Raw genomic sequence first — 15,154 nt, forward strand, 5'->3', positions numbered from 1 at the left:
GACAGCGTATGAATGACATGCTGAGCAATCACCGGAGCGCGACCACATTGGCCTCAACGCTGACATCGGTGCAGGTGTCGGAAACGGATTTTCCGCTTGACGCCGCCCTTGACCGGGAAGGCTGCTCCATCGCCGTCATAACGGCGGTGGAGGGCGCATCCGATCGCCCGCTCGGCGCGGCGATGGTCATCGGCGCTGATGGGCAAACGGCGGGGACGCTTTCCTCCGGCTGTATCGAGCGCGACGTGGTGACCCGCGCCCGCAATGCGGCACGGACCGACCGCCCGAAGAAACTGCGCTACGGCAAGGGCTCGCCCTTCCTGGACCTTCAACTGCCCTGCGGCGACGGCCTGGAGATCACGCTGATCCCCAATCCTTCGCAAACGGTGCTGAAGCGCGCTTCCGCCGCACTTCGCGATCGCCGCAATGCCGGGATCGCGATCGGCGAGGACGGGCGGCTGACCGACATGCTGAAGGACGGCGATCTCATGATCCAGGTCGTGCCGCGCCTGCGCGTCCTTGTCTTCGGCAAGGGTCCGGAACCGAAAATCTTTGCAAGGCTTGCAAGGGCGGCCGGACAATCCGTAGAGCTTCACTCCCCCGATGCGCAAACACGCGAAGGCATCGATTATGCCCGGCCGATGACCGCGCCCGAATGGCCGGAAGACGTCGCGCTCGACCACCGCACGGCGGTCGTCCTGTTCTTCCTGGATCATGACTGGGAACTGCCGCTGATCTGGCACGCACTTTCAAGTCCGGCCTTTTATGTCGGTGCGCAAGGCAGCGCGGGCGCGCATGAAAAACGCATAGCGGCACTTGAAGCCATCGGCGTGCGCCGCAGCGCTATTGATCGCATGGCCCGCCCCTTCGATCCCGTAACCCATGCAGGCGACCCGCATTCGCTGGCTTCGGGCGTGCTCGCGCAGATCCTCGATCATGCCCGCCTGACGTAAGCACCGCGCCGTCATCGTCCCGGACACCGGAACGGCTGACCGGAATCAGCGCCGCCGATGATTTCCGCACCGCGCCAATTATGTAAGACGCGAAGGCCCGAGGCGCGCCGACCTTCGTCTGCTCCGTGGCCGCTGACGGCCTTCACTCAAAGCCGGCCGCAGCAATGCTTGTATTTGAGGCCGCTGCCGCAGGGACAGCGGTCGTTGCGACCGGGTTTGGCCGATGCCGCCGACTGGCCGGCCAGCCTGCCGGTGCGCCGCAATTCCATGATGTCCGATGCCGGTCGTCCCGCCCGGACGAGATCGGCCATGACCTTCATGGCGGGACCTGCATGTTTGACGAAACGGGAGGTCGAGCGGCAGTAATAGTTCAGCCCCGGTTCCCCATCCTTCGTCCTGGCGAAGCGGTGTTTCGGACAGCCGCCATTGCAGGCGAAACGGATATCGCAGTTCTTGCACTGGCCGGGAAGCGCATCGCGCTTGTCCAGCCCGAACTGCCGCTGCCCATCGGACCCCATCATCTCCGCAATCGGCGTTTCCAAGATGTTGCCGAGCCGGTATTCGGGATAGACATAGTGGTCGCAGGCATAGAGGTCACCATTATGCTCCAGCGCCGGCCCCTGGCCGCAGGTCTGGGCAAACCAGCACATCGTCGCCGGAGCCCCCATCCACAGGCCAAGCTGCAGGTCGAAGAACTGGACGAAGACGCGGCCGACATCCTCTCTGATCCATTCATCGAAGACGCCGCAAAGGAAATCCCCATAGGCGCGCGGCAGCACGCTCCAGGGCGTCACGTCATAGGATACGCCGTCATCGTCGATCTGCGGCGCAGGCGCCAGCGAATGGCCGTCAGCCGTGCGCTCGACGATCGGGATGAACTGAAGATAGGTGGAGCCGATGTCCTTGAGGAAGCGATAGACTTCCTTCGGATGGGCCGCATTCTCGCGGTTGACGACGGAGAGCGTGTTGAATTCCACGCCATGCGCCTTTATCCGCTCGATCCCGGCCATCACGGCATCATGGCTCGGCCGGCCGTTGCGGTAAGTGCGGAAACGGTCGTGAAGCGCGCTCGGGCCGTCAATGCTGACGCCGACGAGAAAATCATTTTCCTTCAGGAAAGCGCACCATGCGTCGTCAAGCAGTGTGCCGTTGGTCTGGATGGTGTTGGCGACCGTCTTGCCGCGCGGCAGATATTTTTGCTGCATTTCAACGATGCGGCGGAAATAGTCGAGGCCGAGCATGGTCGGCTCACCGCCCTGCCAGTTGAAGCGGATTTCCCGGGCGGGGAAGCCGGCCTGCGAGGCGAGGTAGTCACGGATATAAGTCTCAAGCACCGCATCGGACATAGTGAAGCGCTTGGTCTCTGGATAAAGGTTTTCCTTCTCCAGATAATAGCAATAGGTGCAGTCCAGATTGCAGCGCGGACCGATCGGCTTGCCCATGACCTGAAATGGCAAATGTTCGGTCATCCGCTTTCCACTCCCTCAAGTTGCCGGCGCGGCCGGAAACCGGAAAGATGAGCCGCTCACAGACCCGAATAGAATGTCGCCGAAGACCTTTCCTTGATCGAAATCATTTTCTGCGGCGAGGCCGCGCGCCTTGGTTGAGGGATAGGGCGGCGACCCAGTATTCCTTAGCGGAAGCTGTCGGGATAGCGGCGACGGGCTTCGCGCTGGATATCCTGGTAGGTTTCGAAAAAGTCTTGAATGCCGTGGGCCAGACGAACAAGGGGATTGTGTGCGCGGGGGGCCTTGTTGTGGCTACGTCCGAAAGTCATGACGTCTGCTCCTTGATTGGGTTGCATTTGCACGCAACATAGTCCCGGCCGGCTTGTACGAACATGGACAAGACCTCATCGCAGCCATGCGCTGAGAAGCTGCCTGTCCGCCCAAACGTTTGCACAACGCGCAACAGTAGTACCATTATTTGCATTATCCTCATCCGTTATCCTGATCTATCATCCCCGTGGTACTGAGGAGAGGTGCCGAAAGGGAGGAACAGATGACATTTTTCAGGAAAAGCGCGTTCTTTGCAGCGGGGCTGATGGCCAGCATCGCCTTCACCGCGCCCGCTTTCGCCGGCAAGGCTGACGACACGCTGAACGTCGCCATGGCCGAGGAAATCCTCAATCTCGACTACAACTACACGACCAAGCGCGAATACATCATTCTCGCGCAGCTGACCGACTCCACGCTGTTCGATCTCGATCCGGCGACCCAGGCGTTCAAGCCGGCGGTCGCGACCGGCTATGACTTCATCGACGACACCACAGTCGACATCACCCTGCGCGATGACGTCAGATTCCACGACGGTTCGACCCTGACGGCCGAAGACGTCGCCTACACCTATAACTGGATCATCAATCCCGAAAGCGAATCCAATGCCAGCGGCACGATCGGGCGCTGGCTCGACAATGCCGAGGTGACGGGGCCGAATACGGTGCGCTTTCACCTGAAGTCGGTTTATCCGCTTGTCCTGCGCGATATGGCCCAGCGGATCATGCTGCGCAAGGCCGGCACTTATGACGAGGGCGGCGTGATCGACCGCGACGCCATGGCAAGCGACCTGATCGGCACCGGACCCTACAAGGTCGTTTCCTTCGAGCCGGGCCAGGAACTCGTTCTGGAACGCTTCGATGACTATTTCGGCGAGAAACCCGCAATCGAGAAGATCGTCGTGCGCAGCCTGCCGGACATGGGCACGCAACAGGCCGAACTGATGTCCGGCGGCGTCGACTGGATGTTCAAGGTGCCGCTCGAGCTTGCCGAAAACCTCGGCTCCACGCCAATGGCGGAGCATTTGAGCGGACCGGATCTGCGGATCGGCTTCCTTGTGCTGGACGCCGGCGGCCTGACCGATCCCGACGGACCGCTGACCAAGCCGAAGGTGCGCCAGGCCATCAACCATGCGCTGAACAAGAGCGACATGGCCAAATATCTGATCGGTGGCTCGGCCGAGGCGATTCACACCGCCTGCCATCCGGCGCAGTTCGGCTGCGACCAGAACGTGACGGACTACCCTTACGACCCGGAGAAGGCCAAGGAACTTCTGGCCGAGGCCGGCTATCCGGACGGGTTTCCGCTCGAGATCTGGGCCTATCGCGACAAGCCCGCGGCGGAAGCGATCGCAGCCGATCTTGAAGCCATAGGCATCGACGTCGACCTGCGCTATGTGAAGCTTGCAAGCCTCAACCAGGCGCGCGCCGACCAGAATATCCCCGCCTATTTCGGCACCTGGGGCTCCGGCGGCACGGCGGATACGGCGGCCATCGCCCGCATCCATTTCTCCATGGACACCGACCGCAACCTTTCCGGCGACGAGGCGCTGGCCGAAACGGTTCTGGCCGCCGAGCAGACCGTGGACCAGGAAAAGCGCAAGGAACTCTACAGCGAGGCGCTGGGGAAAATCGCCGACGAGGCGTACTGGGCGCCGCTCTTCACCTATTCGGCCAACTACCTCGTTTCGCCGGATCTTGAATTCCCGCTCGATCCGGACGGCTTGCCGCGCCTCCAGAATTCAAGCTGGAAGTGATAATTTCTACCGGCGGCCGCAGGAAGCAGCCGCCGGGGATGGAGGATCTTCAACATGCTGCGTTATATCGGGCTGAGGGCCGTCATGGCCCTGGCGGTCGCCTTTGCCGTATCGCTCGCCGCCTTTTTCCTGCTCAACCTCGCCACCGATCCGGCGCATGCGATTGCCGGCGAGGACGCCACGCAGGAGGTCGTCGAGGCGATCCGCGCCCGCTACGGCCTCGATCAGCCCCTGCCGGTCCGCTACTTCGAATGGCTCGCCGGCGTGTTGCGCGGGGATTTCGGCGAGAGCTATTACTGGCACAAGCCGGTTGCCGAACTGGTCGCAAGCCGCGCCGGCGTGACGCTGGCGCTGGCCTTTTCGGCGCTTGCCGTCACAATCGCCATCGCCATCCCGCTCGGCGCGCTGGCAGCGCTCAATCCCAACAGCTGGATCGACCGGTTCGCGCTTGGCGTCGCCGTTTCCGCGCAGGCGGTGCCGAATTTCTGGCTGGGGCTGATCATGATCATCATCTTCGCGGTGACGATCCCGCTGTTCCCGGTCTCCGGCGATGATAGCTGGCGGCATTTCGTCCTGCCCGCGATCGTCCTCGGCGCATCGTCGGTACCGGCGGTCATGCGGCTGACGCGCACCGGACTTCTGGACGTGATGAGCGCGGACTATATCCGCACCGCCCGCTCCAAGGGCTATCGCGGCTGGAGCCTGCTCTACCGCCATGCGCTGCGCAACGCGCTTCTGCCGGTGATCTCCGTGCTCGCCGTCCAGCTCGGCCAGAAATTCGGCGGCTCGGTGATCACCGAAAGCATCTTCGCCATCAACGGCCTCGGCCGTCTCGCGCTGGAATCGATCCTCGGCGCCGATATCCCGACGGTGCAGATGCTGATCTTCATCTTCGCCATCGTCTTCGTTGCCATGAACCTTCTCGCCGACATTCTCAATGCGGCGCTCGACCCGAGGATCAGAATCGGATGAGTGATACGGATATTGCCTATTCGGCCGCGGAAACCGGTCCCGAAACGGAGGGCCTGACGCCCGGCCAGATCATGCGCCAGCGCGCCTTCGGTCACACCGGATTCCTGATCGGCGCGGGCCTGATCGTGGTGCTCGCGCTGATTGCCATCGCCGCGCCGCTGATCGCCCCGCACGATCCTTACGTCCAGTCGCTCAGCCAACGCATGCTGCCGCCGGTGTGGAACGAGGGCGGGACCTGGGACCACATCTTCGGCACAGACCAGAACGGCCGTGACTATCTGAGCCGTCTCATCTACGGCACGCGGATCTCGATCACGATCGGCATCGGCGCCGCCAGCATCGGCCTTCTGATCGGCGTCACGCTTGGCGTGCTGGCGGGTTATTTCGGCGGATGGGTCGACCACGCGATCAGCTTCGTGCTCACCGCCCAGCTCGCGCTGCCGTCGCTGCTTCTCGCCATGGCGCTGGTGTTCATCATCGGCCCGTCGATCTGGGTGGTTATCGGCATTATCGGCGTGCTGCACTGGACCTATTATCTTGTGGTTACCCGCGCGGCGACGCAGCGGATCAAGAACCTGGATTTCGTCGCGGCCGCCGCATCCGCAGGCGCCAGTCCCCGGCAGGTCATCTGGCACGAAATCCTGCCCAATCTCGTCTCGCAGATCATCGTCATCTTCACCTTCGAGCTTGGCATCGCCATTCTGGCGGAATCGAGCCTCTCCTTCCTCGGCGTCGGCATCCAGCCGCCGACGCCCTCCTGGGGGCTGATGATCGCCGAGGGCAAGCAGGCGATCTTCTACCGGCCCTGGCTGGTGGTGCTGCCGGGCATCTGCCTGTTCCTGCTGGTGATCGGCGCCAACCTGATGGGCGACGGCATGCGCGACATCACATCGCCGGAGGGCCGCAACTGATGACCGCGCTTCTCGATATCCAGAATCTCGAAGTCACTCTCGGCGTTCCCGGCGGCAATCTCTTTGCCCTGCGCGACGTGTCGCTGACGCTCGAGCGCGGCCAGTCGCTCGGCATTGTCGGCGAAAGCGGATCCGGCAAATCGATGACCGCGCTCGCCCTGATGCGGCTTCTGCCGCGCGTCGCCAATGCCACGGCGGACCGCATGGATTTCGACGGGCGGGAGCTTCGCGAGCTGAGCGATGCCGCCTTCGCCACCGGTATTCTCGGCACCCGCATCGCGATGATCTTCCAGGAGCCGATGACGTCGCTGAACCCGGTCTACACGATCGGCCGGCAGATGACCGAGGCAGCCGTGATGCGCGGCGCGCTGTCCGCGCGCAAGGCCCGCGAGCGCGCCATCGCGCTTCTCGAGCGCGTCGGCATTCCCGATCCCTCCGGCCGCATGGGCCAGTTCCCGCACCAGCTTTCCGGCGGCCAGCGCCAGCGGGTGATGATCGCCATGGCGCTGATGCTGGAGCCGGAACTCTTGATCGCAGACGAGCCGACAACGGCGCTCGACGTCACGGTCCAGGCGCAGATCCTCGACCTGCTTGATGATCTCAGGCGCGAGTTCAACATGGGCCTGATCCTGATCTCGCACGATCTCGCCGTTGTCGCCGAGCGCACCGACAAGGTCGCCGTCATGTATGGCGGCGAGGTGATCGAACAGGGCAAGGCGGCGGATGTGCTGAGAACGCCCGCCCACCCCTATACGCAGTCGCTGCTGCTGGCGATCCCGCGGCTTGACCAGCCGCCGCGCAGGCTTGGCGCCATCCCCGGCATTGTTCCCTCGATCATGGAACGGCCGGAGGCCTGCATCTTCGCGCCGCGCTGCGCCCACCGGCGCGAAACGTGCGTCGAGAAGAGGCCGCCGGAAAAGAGCTCGATGGCGGATCATGTCTATCGCTGCATCCTGGAGACGCCGCCGGAACCGCGCATCGAGGCGCTTCCCGCCCATCTTGCCAGGGGACCACAGGCCGAGACCGATATTGTCATCGAGGCGAAGGAGATTACCCAGATCTACACGTCGCGCCGGGGGCTATTCGGTCCCAAACGGGAGCTGAAAGCGCTCGACAACGTATCGTTGACGGTCCGGCGCGGCGAAACGCTGGCGCTGATCGGCGAAAGCGGATCGGGCAAGTCGACGCTGGCGCGCATCCTGCTCGGCCTCAACGAGCCGACGGACGGCCGCGTGACCATGCTCGGACGCCCCATTTCCGAGCTGTCCCACATCGAAAGGGCCTCTTTCGTCCAGCCGATCTTTCAGGACCCGTATTCCTCGCTCAATCCGCGCCGACGCCTGTCGGAGATCATCGCACGGCCGCTGGAGCTTTCCGGCAACGGCGATGCGGCGGCGCGCCTTGCCGCCGTGCGCGACGTGATGGACCTCGTGCGCCTGCCGAAGCGTCTCTTACATGCCTATCCCTCGCAACTTTCCGGCGGACAGCGCCAGCGCGTCGCCATCGCCCGCGCGCTGGTGACGAGACCCGAGGCGCTGATCTGCGATGAACCGACCTCGGCGCTCGACGTTTCGGTCCAGGCGCAGATCCTCAACCTGTTCGACGATCTGCGCGCCGAGATGAACCTGACGACGCTTCTGATCACCCACGACATGGCGGTCGTTCATCAGGCGGCCGATCGGGTCGCGGTCATGCTCGACGGAAAAATCGTCGAGGAAGGCCGGGCCGCCGACGTGCTGCACGCGCCGAAGAACGACTATACGGCACGGCTTCTTTCCGCCGCGCCGCAATTTCATGAGGCAGACCCCGAAGCGGAGATGGCCCGATGACCAAGACCGGGACGGCACTGACGCCGGAAACGCTGTTTGCCCGCGAGACCCTCTGGCAATCCTGGCTCGATGTCGAGGCGGCGCTGGCGGAAGTGCAGGCCGACATGGGCACAATTCCGCAATGGGCTGCGCGCGATATCCGGACAGCGGCAAAGCTCGAGACCATCGGGGCCGCAGCGTTGGAGGCGGATATACGCAAGACGCTGGCGCCGGTCATGTCGCTGACGCGGCTTCTTGGCGAGGCTGCGGGCAAGGCGGGCGATTACGTGCATTGGGGGGCGACCACCCAGAACGTGATGCAGACCGGCCGCATCCTCCTGATCCGCGAAGCGGATCGGGCCATTCGCGGAGAGATTGCACGCGCGATGAGAAGGCTTGCGGCCCTTGCGGAAGAGCATGCCGGCACGGTCATGGCCGGACGCACCAACCGCCAGCACGCCCTGCCGATCACCTTCGGCTTCAAGGTTGCCGGGTGGATCGAGGAGATGGGCCGGGCGGTGGAACGGCTGGATGACGGCGGCAAGCGGCTGTTCTCCCTGCCCTTCGGCGGCGCTGTCGGCGCCATGCACGCCTTCGGGCCGGACGGGCGCGCGCTCAACCGTCGTCTTGCGGAAAAACTCGGCCTTCGCGAACTGCTGGTGCCGGGGCGAACCATCAACGACATCTTCGCCGACTATATCGTGCAGCACTGCCTGATGGCGATGACCGTGGAGCGCATCATGGCGGAGGCCTATCTGCTGATGACCGAGGAGATCGGCGAGCTTTCTGAAACGCTCGATGCCGGCACGGTCGGCTCATCCACCATGCCGCACAAGGTCAATCCGAAATTCGTCGTCAGGGTCCTGGCCGAGGCTGCGGAACTGCGCGGCCTTGCGGCAAGCGCGATGGAAACCGGGCGCTCCAGTCACGAGGGAGATGCCGCGACCAACCAATTGCTCTCATCCGTGCTCGACCGCGCCGTGCCGCTTTCCTGGCGGATGACGCGCGGCTTTGCCGATACGCTTCACCGCATTCGCGTCAACCCGGATGCGATGATGCGCAATGCAGAACTCTCCGGCGGCGTGATCGCGACCGAGAACCTGATGATGCGGCTGGCGCCGAAGACCGGACGGGCATCCGCCCATGATCTCGTCCATCATGTTCTGGCCGAAGCATCCGCCGGCGGCGCAACGCGGGCGGAGGAACTGCTGAACAACGACACGATCTCGAAATACCTCCCCGCCGAGGAAATCCGCGCGGCGCTGATGCCGGCGGCCTATTGCGGCGACAGCCGCGACATCGCGCTGAAGGCGGCCGTCATGGCCCGCGATCTTGCGGGAAAACTGGACGGGGAGACGAATTGAGCGGCGGCTGTCAGATCAGGTAGAAAAGATCGGCAATCTCCGGACGTTCGGCGCGCTGGACCTCCACATGCTGGCTCAACGCGTCGAGAAAGACCTCCGACAATTGCGAGCGCGGCCCCTTTGCGTGCAGGCTCGCATAGGTAATCCAGTGATCGCCGGCAAGCGGGCGCAGTACCAGGCCCTTCGTGGTCAGCGCCGGGGCGCAGACGGGGTCGATCAGCGTCACGCCAAGGCCCATCCGCACCATTTCCACCGTCACGATGGTCGAGCCGGTCTCGACCGCCGTGTCGACCCGGAGACCGGAGCCGCCCATCACCTCGTCGAGCCGACTGCGCCAGCGCTGGCCGGGCGCCAGCGTGACGAAGGGCGCACCCTCCAGCATGGCCGGCGTGATTTCCCGATGGCGGGCAAGCGCGTGGTTCTCCGGCATGAGAACGCAGAGCCTCGCCTTCAGGATCGGCATGATGTCGAGCGGGATGATCGCGTTTTCGACCGGCAGCGAGATGACGCCGAGATTATAGCCGCGCGCGGCGACCTTGCTCTCGATGGCAAAGCGGCTTTCGACGTGAACCGTGCACTGGAACTCATGGCCCGCTTCGCGCATGGCGGCAATGGCCGGCACCACCAGCGCATTGGCAAGCGGCGGCGCGGTGACCACCGACAGCCAGTTGCGCTTGCGGGTCTTGATGTCGCGGGCGACGGTGGCGATCTCGTCAATACCGGTCAGCGTGTTGGCGATCTGCTGGTAGAATTCGGCGCCATCCTCCGTCAGTTCGAGATTGCGGCGCGAGCGCGAAAACAGCGTCAGCGAAAGCTGGTCCTCGAGCTGCGACAACAGCCGGCTGGCCGCCGATGGTGACAGATTGAGCCGTGCCGCGGCTTCCGAAAGCGAGCCGGTGAGAACGATCAGGTGCAAGAGCCTGAGGCCGCGCAGGTTCATTAAATACTCCCCCGAGAAAATTGCGGAATGCGCAACGATCGGCAGGGTAGGTCGACTTTCGTCAATTGTCGATGCGGCGCTGCCCCTCGTCCGGCGGGCCGTTGAGGAACCAGGCGATCAGCTCGGCGGTGTTGGCAAGGCCCAGCGCCCGCGTCATGCGCAGGCGGTGCATCTCGATGGTCCGGCGCGAAAGTCCAAGCTCCTCGGCGATCGCGGCATTGGTCTTGCCCTGGGCCACAAGCGTCAGGATTTGCCGCTGCCTTCCGGTCAGCCCCGTATTGGCCGCCGAAACCGGCCGCGCGATCGGTTCGAAACAATAGACGGCAGCGGCAAAGGGATCGCGGGTATTGTGCGAACGCCCCCGCACCCGGCACCAGAAGCGCCGTCCGTCGGTCGCGGCCATGATCCGTTCGTCGTAATAGACCGCGCCGCCCGGCAGGTTGTCCCGCCACATCTCGCCGGTGCGTACGAAATCATCGATCGCCGGGTAGAGCCGCGCGAAGCTCTTGTTGATCAAGGCATCGCGCTGATAGCCGAACAGCGCCGCGAATTCGCCATTGCAGTCGCGGATCACGCGATGCGTGGCAAAGACCAGCGGCACCGGAAGCTCGGACAGGGTGAAAGCGGCGTGGGCAGTGTTCATGTCGTATAAATACGACTCGGTCACGACCGGTCGCAAGCCTTATTCTGCTTCTGACAAATTGCAATTTCTCTGGGAGGAGGCAATGCGGAAAGTCTATCAATCGGCGGCCGAGGCGCTTGCCGGACAGTTGCGGGATGGCATGGTGATCATGTCGGGCGGCTTCGGCCTCTGCGGCATTCCCGAAGCGCTGATCGACGCGGTGCTGGAATCGGGCGCCCGCGACCTGACGGTCATCTCCAACAATGCCGGCGTCGACGGGATCGGCCTCGGCCGACTTCTGGAAACGCGACAGATCAGGAAGATGATCTCGTCCTATGTGGGCGAGAACAAGCTGTTTGCCGAACAATATCTCGGCGGCGAGCTGGAACTCGAATTCAACCCGCAGGGCACGCTCGCCGAACGCATCCGCGCCGGCGGCGCCGGCATTCCGGCCTTCTTCACCAAGACCGGCGTCGGCACGATGATCGCCGAGGGCAAGGAAGTGCGCAGCTTTGGCGGCGAGGATTATGTGATGGAGACCGGCCTTTTCGCCGATATCGCCCTCGTCCACGCCTATAAGGGCGATCATGAGGGCAATCTCGTCTATCGCAAGACCGCGCGCAACTTCAATCCGGACATGGCGACGGCCGCCCGGTTGACGGTCGCCGAAGTCGAACACCTGGTTGCCCCCGGCGAGATCGATCCCGATCATATCCACACGCCCGGCATCTTCGTCTCGCGCATCGTCCATGTGCCGGATCCGGTGAAGCACATCGAGAAGCGAACCGTGCGCGAACGCAAGTCGGAGGAGGCGTGACATGGCCTGGACACGTGACCAGATGGCGGCCCGCGCCGCCCGCGAACTTGAAGACGGCTTCTATGTCAATCTCGGCATCGGCATTCCCACGCTTGTCGCCAATTTCATTCCTGACGACATGGACGTCCGCCTGCAGAGCGAAAACGGCATGATGGGCATGGGTCCTTTTCCCTATGAAGGCGAAGAGGATGCCGACCTGATCAATGCCGGCAAGCAGACGGTGACGGCCCTGCCCCAGACAAGCTTCTTCTCCTCGTCGGAGAGCTTCGCCATGATCCGCGGCGGCCACATCGACCTGTCGATCCTCGGCGCCATGCAGGTTGCCGAAAACGGCGATCTCGCCAACTGGATGATCCCGGGCAAGATGGTCAAGGGCATGGGCGGGGCGATGGACCTCGTCGCCGGCGTCAAACGCGTCGTCGTGGTGATGGAGCATGAGGCGAAGGGTTCACCGAAGCTCCTGCGCGAATGCACCCTGCCGCTGACCGGCACGCGTGTGGCCGACATGGTGATCACCGATCTCGGCGTCTTCACCATTGCGCGGCAGGGACCGGTGAAGATGGTTCTGACCGAACTGGCCGATGGCGTCACGGTCGACGAGATCACCGCCAAGACAGAAGCGCGCTTCGAGGTCGGCCTTGATCGGGAGAGCGGCAAATGAGCGACGTCGTCATTGTTTCCGCCGCGCGCACGGCCGTCGGCGCCTTCATGAAGTCCTTCGCCGCTGTGCCCGCCCATCAGCTCGGCAGCACGGCGATCGCCGCAGCGATTGAGCGCGCTGCCGTGAGCCCTGACGAAGTGGATGAAGTCATCCTCGGCCAGGTGTTGACGGCGGGCGCCGGGCAGAACCCGGCCCGCCAGGCAGCCATTTCCGCCGGCATTCCCGACAGCGCCACGGCCTTTCTGATCAATCAGGTCTGCGGGTCGGGCCTGCGCAGCGTGGCGCTCGGGATGCAGCAGATCGCCATGGGCGATGCCCGCATCGTGGTGGCCGGCGGACAGGAATCCATGTCGCTCTCGCCCCACTGCGCGCATCTGCGCTCCGGCCACAAGATGGGCACGGCGAGCCTCGTCGACACCATGGTCGGCGACGGCCTGACCGATGCCTTCGGCGGCATGCATATGGGCATTACCGCTGAAAACATTGCCCGGCAATGCGGCATCGACCGCGCCCGCCAGGATGAATTCGCGCTTTCCAGCCATCGCAAGGCGACCGCCGCGCGCGAGGCCGGGCGGTTTGCCGAGGAGATCGTGCCCTTTGCCGTGAAATCGCGCAGAAGCGAAACCATCGTCGATACCGACGAGCAGATCCGCCCCGATGCCAGCGCCGAGACGCTGGCCGCCCTTCGACCGGCCTTCGACAAGGACGGCACTGTGACGGCGGGCAACGCCTCGGGCCTCAATGACGGGGCAGCCGCGCTTGTCCTGATGCATGCGGATGAAGCCGCCCGGCGAGGACTGACGCCGCTTGCCCGGATCGCCTCCTGGGCAACCGCCGGCGTCGACCCTTCCATCATGGGCACCGGCCCGATCCCGGCCTCGCGCAAGGCGCTGGAAAAGGCCGGCTGGTCCGTCGGCGACCTCGATCTTGTCGAAGCCAACGAAGCCTTCGCCGCCCAGGCCTGCGCCGTCAATGACGGGCTCGGCTTCGACCCGGAAAAGGTCAACGTCAATGGCGGGGCGATTGCCATCGGCCACCCGATCGGCGCCTCCGGCGCGCGTATCCTCGTAACATTGCTGCACGAAATGAAGCGCCGCGATGCCCGCAAAGGCCTTGCGACGCTCTGCATCGGCGGCGGCATGGGCGTCGCGCTCTGCGTCGAGCGGGGCTAGAGCGCCGTGCGTCCTTTAGGACGCACAAAGGACGCTCTAACTTATTGAATCTACGCATCGTTCTTTTCGAAAATCGATTCCGATTTTCGAGCCGATGCGCTAGGCGTTCACGCCTGAAATCCGGGCGTCGCGCTGAACAGGCGCTTGCGGATCGGCAGGAGCGCGGCGCCCAGAACGTTCGGATCGGTCTCGATCTCGCTGATCAGCAGTTCTGGCCCCGGAAACGGCAGGTTGATCTCGTCGACCGTGCGCGGGCTTGCCGCGCGCGCCAGACGCACCCTCAGATCACGCGGCGCCTCGCCGCCAAAGACGATGGCGGCCGGATCGAGAATGCCGGTCATCGCTCTGAGCATCTGGTCAAGCGCGGGCGTCACCCGCTCGATCCACCGGTCTATTTCCGGCCAGGACGGGTCGTATCGCTGTTTCAGCGCTGTAACCGATCCGATGTCGCGCCCCTCTTCGCGCAACATGGCAATCAGCGTGCGGAGCGCCGGGCGGCGCTCCTGCTCCTCCGGCGTATAGATCGAGGAGATTTCCGCCGCATTCATATGGTGGCCGAGATAGGGCGCGCCGTTGATGACCACGCCGCCGCCAAAACCGAGATTGATTGACAGATAGGCGAAATTGTCAAAACGCCGCCCCGCGCCGACCCAGTTCTCGGCCTCCGCGCCAAGCGTTGCGTTGTTTTCCGCCATCATGGGAAACGCGAAAGCGCCGTCGAATATCTCGGCGACATCGCGATCGCGCCAGGCGGCAATCTTAGGCGGCGGCACGAAGGCAAGACCGGGTTTGCGCCGGTAGCCCTGCATCGAGATGCCGACGCCCGCGATCCTGCGCAGGTCGAGCCCCAGCCCCGCGATGATCTCCGACACGCAATCCGCGGTCTCCTCGCGCACGCGTTCAGGATCGTTCGGATCGACATTGAGGGTCGCAAGATGGAGGATATCGCCGGTGATATTTGTAACGGCGACGCGGACCTCTTCCGTATCGATGGCAATACCAATCCCGCAGGCCCCTTGAGGCTCAAGCGCAAGCCGCGGGCTCGGCTTGCCGCGCCCGGCAATCTTCGGCGCTTCCAGCCTGAGAAAACCCTTTTCCAGAAGATCTTCGGCAAGACGGTGCACGCTTTGCTGGGACAGCGGCGTGCGTTCGGTGAGATCCGAGCGGGCAACCGAGCCGCCGCGACGAACGGCATCCAGCACCAGCGCGCCGCTGCGCCCGATGTCGAACACCGACCCTTCTCCCAAACCGTCGCTGAAATGCTCACCGGCCGTCATTGCCGCGCGTCACCCCCTTGCCTGCCGCCTGATGCCTTTGAGCATGTTTGTGCGCCGGAATCCAGATTTTCGCCGCCGGCGTCGCTCAGCCTGTCAAGAAAATGCAAGATCACTGTCATATTAATT

At 63.9% G+C, this 15,154-nt stretch carries 14 protein-coding genes; 9 read left to right on the forward strand and 5 right to left on the reverse strand.

What is annotated here, in order from left to right:
- Positions 1-8 precede the first annotated feature (8 nt).
- A complete protein-coding gene (locus FF124_RS12120) occupies positions 9-953 on the forward strand; it encodes an XdhC family protein (protein WP_138748754.1) in 945 nt (314 codons plus the stop codon).
- A 146-nt stretch (positions 954-1,099) separates the two neighbouring features.
- Here the strand turns inward: FF124_RS12120 and FF124_RS12125 are convergent, their stop codons facing one another.
- A complete protein-coding gene (locus tag FF124_RS12125; RefSeq protein ID WP_138748755.1) occupies positions 1,100-2,422 on the reverse strand; it encodes an anaerobic sulfatase maturase in 1,323 nt (440 codons plus the stop codon).
- 164 nt (positions 2,423-2,586) lie between these two features.
- The gene (locus FF124_RS20565) at positions 2,587-2,730 is read right to left on the reverse strand and encodes a hypothetical protein (RefSeq protein ID WP_187326910.1); all 144 of its coding nucleotides are present in this window, start codon (positions 2,728-2,730) and stop codon (positions 2,587-2,589) included.
- 224 nt (positions 2,731-2,954) lie between these two features.
- On the opposite strand from FF124_RS20565, the gene FF124_RS12130 reads away from it, so the two are divergent.
- From FF124_RS12130 to FF124_RS12150, 5 genes are read left to right on the forward strand one after another with little or no spacing between them, the layout of a single operon-like run.
- Positions 2,955-4,484, forward strand: a complete 1,530-nt coding sequence (locus tag FF124_RS12130) for an ABC transporter substrate-binding protein (protein WP_138748756.1) — start codon at positions 2,955-2,957, stop codon at positions 4,482-4,484.
- A 54-nt stretch (positions 4,485-4,538) separates the two neighbouring features.
- Positions 4,539-5,456, forward strand: coding sequence for an ABC transporter permease (locus FF124_RS12135; RefSeq protein WP_138748757.1), 918 nt, complete (start codon positions 4,539-4,541; stop codon positions 5,454-5,456).
- Positions 5,453-6,367, forward strand: a complete 915-nt coding sequence (locus tag FF124_RS12140) for an ABC transporter permease (protein ID WP_138748758.1) — start codon at positions 5,453-5,455, stop codon at positions 6,365-6,367. Before FF124_RS12135 ends, FF124_RS12140 begins: the two co-directional genes overlap by 4 nt.
- On the forward strand, positions 6,367-8,196 hold the full coding sequence (locus tag FF124_RS12145) for a dipeptide ABC transporter ATP-binding protein (RefSeq protein ID WP_138748759.1): 1,830 nt from the start codon (positions 6,367-6,369) through the stop codon (positions 8,194-8,196). Before FF124_RS12140 ends, FF124_RS12145 begins: the two co-directional genes overlap by 1 nt.
- Positions 8,193-9,539: a lyase family protein gene (locus FF124_RS12150; RefSeq protein WP_138748760.1), complete on the forward strand. Its 1,347-nt coding sequence runs from the start codon at positions 8,193-8,195 to the stop codon at positions 9,537-9,539. The genes FF124_RS12145 and FF124_RS12150 overlap by 4 nt, the downstream gene beginning before the upstream one ends.
- A gap of 10 nt (positions 9,540-9,549) precedes the next feature.
- Here the strand turns inward: FF124_RS12150 and FF124_RS12155 are convergent, their stop codons facing one another.
- Both FF124_RS12155 and FF124_RS12160 read right to left on the reverse strand, forming a co-directional pair.
- Positions 9,550-10,479 (reverse strand): LysR family transcriptional regulator, encoded by a 930-nt coding sequence (locus tag FF124_RS12155; protein WP_138748761.1) that lies wholly within the window; start codon positions 10,477-10,479, stop codon positions 9,550-9,552.
- A 61-nt stretch (positions 10,480-10,540) separates the two neighbouring features.
- Positions 10,541-11,122 (reverse strand): helix-turn-helix transcriptional regulator, encoded by a 582-nt coding sequence (locus FF124_RS12160; protein ID WP_138748762.1) that lies wholly within the window; start codon positions 11,120-11,122, stop codon positions 10,541-10,543.
- A gap of 82 nt (positions 11,123-11,204) precedes the next feature.
- Between FF124_RS12160 and FF124_RS12165 the strand changes: the two genes are divergently transcribed.
- Genes FF124_RS12165 through FF124_RS12175 form a run of 3 tightly spaced genes read left to right on the forward strand, consistent with a single transcriptional unit; the run spans position 11,205 to position 13,751 of the window.
- Positions 11,205-11,918, forward strand: coding sequence for a CoA transferase subunit A (locus FF124_RS12165; RefSeq protein WP_138748763.1), 714 nt, complete (start codon positions 11,205-11,207; stop codon positions 11,916-11,918).
- Position 11,919: 1 nt separating this feature from the next.
- On the forward strand, positions 11,920-12,579 hold the full coding sequence (locus tag FF124_RS12170; RefSeq protein ID WP_138748764.1) for a 3-oxoacid CoA-transferase subunit B: 660 nt from the start codon (positions 11,920-11,922) through the stop codon (positions 12,577-12,579).
- Positions 12,576-13,751 carry an acetyl-CoA C-acetyltransferase gene (locus FF124_RS12175; protein WP_138748765.1) on the forward strand — a complete coding sequence of 392 codons (1,176 nt, stop codon included), beginning with the start codon at positions 12,576-12,578 and terminating at the stop codon, positions 13,749-13,751. Before FF124_RS12170 ends, FF124_RS12175 begins: the two co-directional genes overlap by 4 nt.
- Before the next feature lie 107 nt (positions 13,752-13,858).
- On the opposite strand, the gene FF124_RS12180 is transcribed toward FF124_RS12175, so the two are convergent.
- The gene (locus FF124_RS12180) at positions 13,859-14,983 is read right to left on the reverse strand and encodes an ROK family transcriptional regulator (protein ID WP_187326911.1); all 1,125 of its coding nucleotides are present in this window, start codon (positions 14,981-14,983) and stop codon (positions 13,859-13,861) included.
- Positions 14,984-15,154: the final 171 nt, after the last annotated feature.

This window comes from Martelella lutilitoris (assembly GCF_005924265.1).
GTDB classification, from domain to species: Bacteria; Pseudomonadota; Alphaproteobacteria; order Rhizobiales; family Rhizobiaceae; genus Martelella; species Martelella lutilitoris.

What these genes read in the sequence shown, in the direction of transcription:
- FF124_RS12170 (WP_138748764.1), top strand. Translation starts at nt 11,920, where the DNA reads ATGGCCTGGACACGTGACCAGATGGCGGCCCGCGCCGCCCGCGAACTT.
- FF124_RS12165 (WP_138748763.1), top strand. Translation starts at nt 11,205, where the DNA reads ATGCGGAAAGTCTATCAATCGGCGGCCGAGGCGCTTGCCGGACAGTTG.
- FF124_RS12155 (WP_138748761.1), bottom strand. Translation starts at nt 10,479, where the DNA reads ATGAACCTGCGCGGCCTCAGGCTCTTGCACCTGATCGTTCTCACCGGC.
- FF124_RS12140 (WP_138748758.1), top strand. Translation starts at nt 5,453, where the DNA reads ATGAGTGATACGGATATTGCCTATTCGGCCGCGGAAACCGGTCCCGAA.
- FF124_RS12175 (WP_138748765.1), top strand. Translation starts at nt 12,576, where the DNA reads ATGAGCGACGTCGTCATTGTTTCCGCCGCGCGCACGGCCGTCGGCGCC.
- FF124_RS12150 (WP_138748760.1), top strand. Translation starts at nt 8,193, where the DNA reads ATGACCAAGACCGGGACGGCACTGACGCCGGAAACGCTGTTTGCCCGC.
- FF124_RS12160 (WP_138748762.1), bottom strand. Translation starts at nt 11,122, where the DNA reads ATGAACACTGCCCACGCCGCTTTCACCCTGTCCGAGCTTCCGGTGCCG.
- FF124_RS12145 (WP_138748759.1), top strand. Translation starts at nt 6,367, where the DNA reads ATGACCGCGCTTCTCGATATCCAGAATCTCGAAGTCACTCTCGGCGTT.
- FF124_RS12135 (WP_138748757.1), top strand. Translation starts at nt 4,539, where the DNA reads ATGCTGCGTTATATCGGGCTGAGGGCCGTCATGGCCCTGGCGGTCGCC.
- FF124_RS12120 (WP_138748754.1), top strand. Translation starts at nt 9, where the DNA reads ATGAATGACATGCTGAGCAATCACCGGAGCGCGACCACATTGGCCTCA.
- FF124_RS12125 (WP_138748755.1), bottom strand. Translation starts at nt 2,422, where the DNA reads ATGACCGAACATTTGCCATTTCAGGTCATGGGCAAGCCGATCGGTCCG.
- FF124_RS20565 (WP_187326910.1), bottom strand. Translation starts at nt 2,730, where the DNA reads ATGACTTTCGGACGTAGCCACAACAAGGCCCCCCGCGCACACAATCCC.
- FF124_RS12130 (WP_138748756.1), top strand. Translation starts at nt 2,955, where the DNA reads ATGACATTTTTCAGGAAAAGCGCGTTCTTTGCAGCGGGGCTGATGGCC.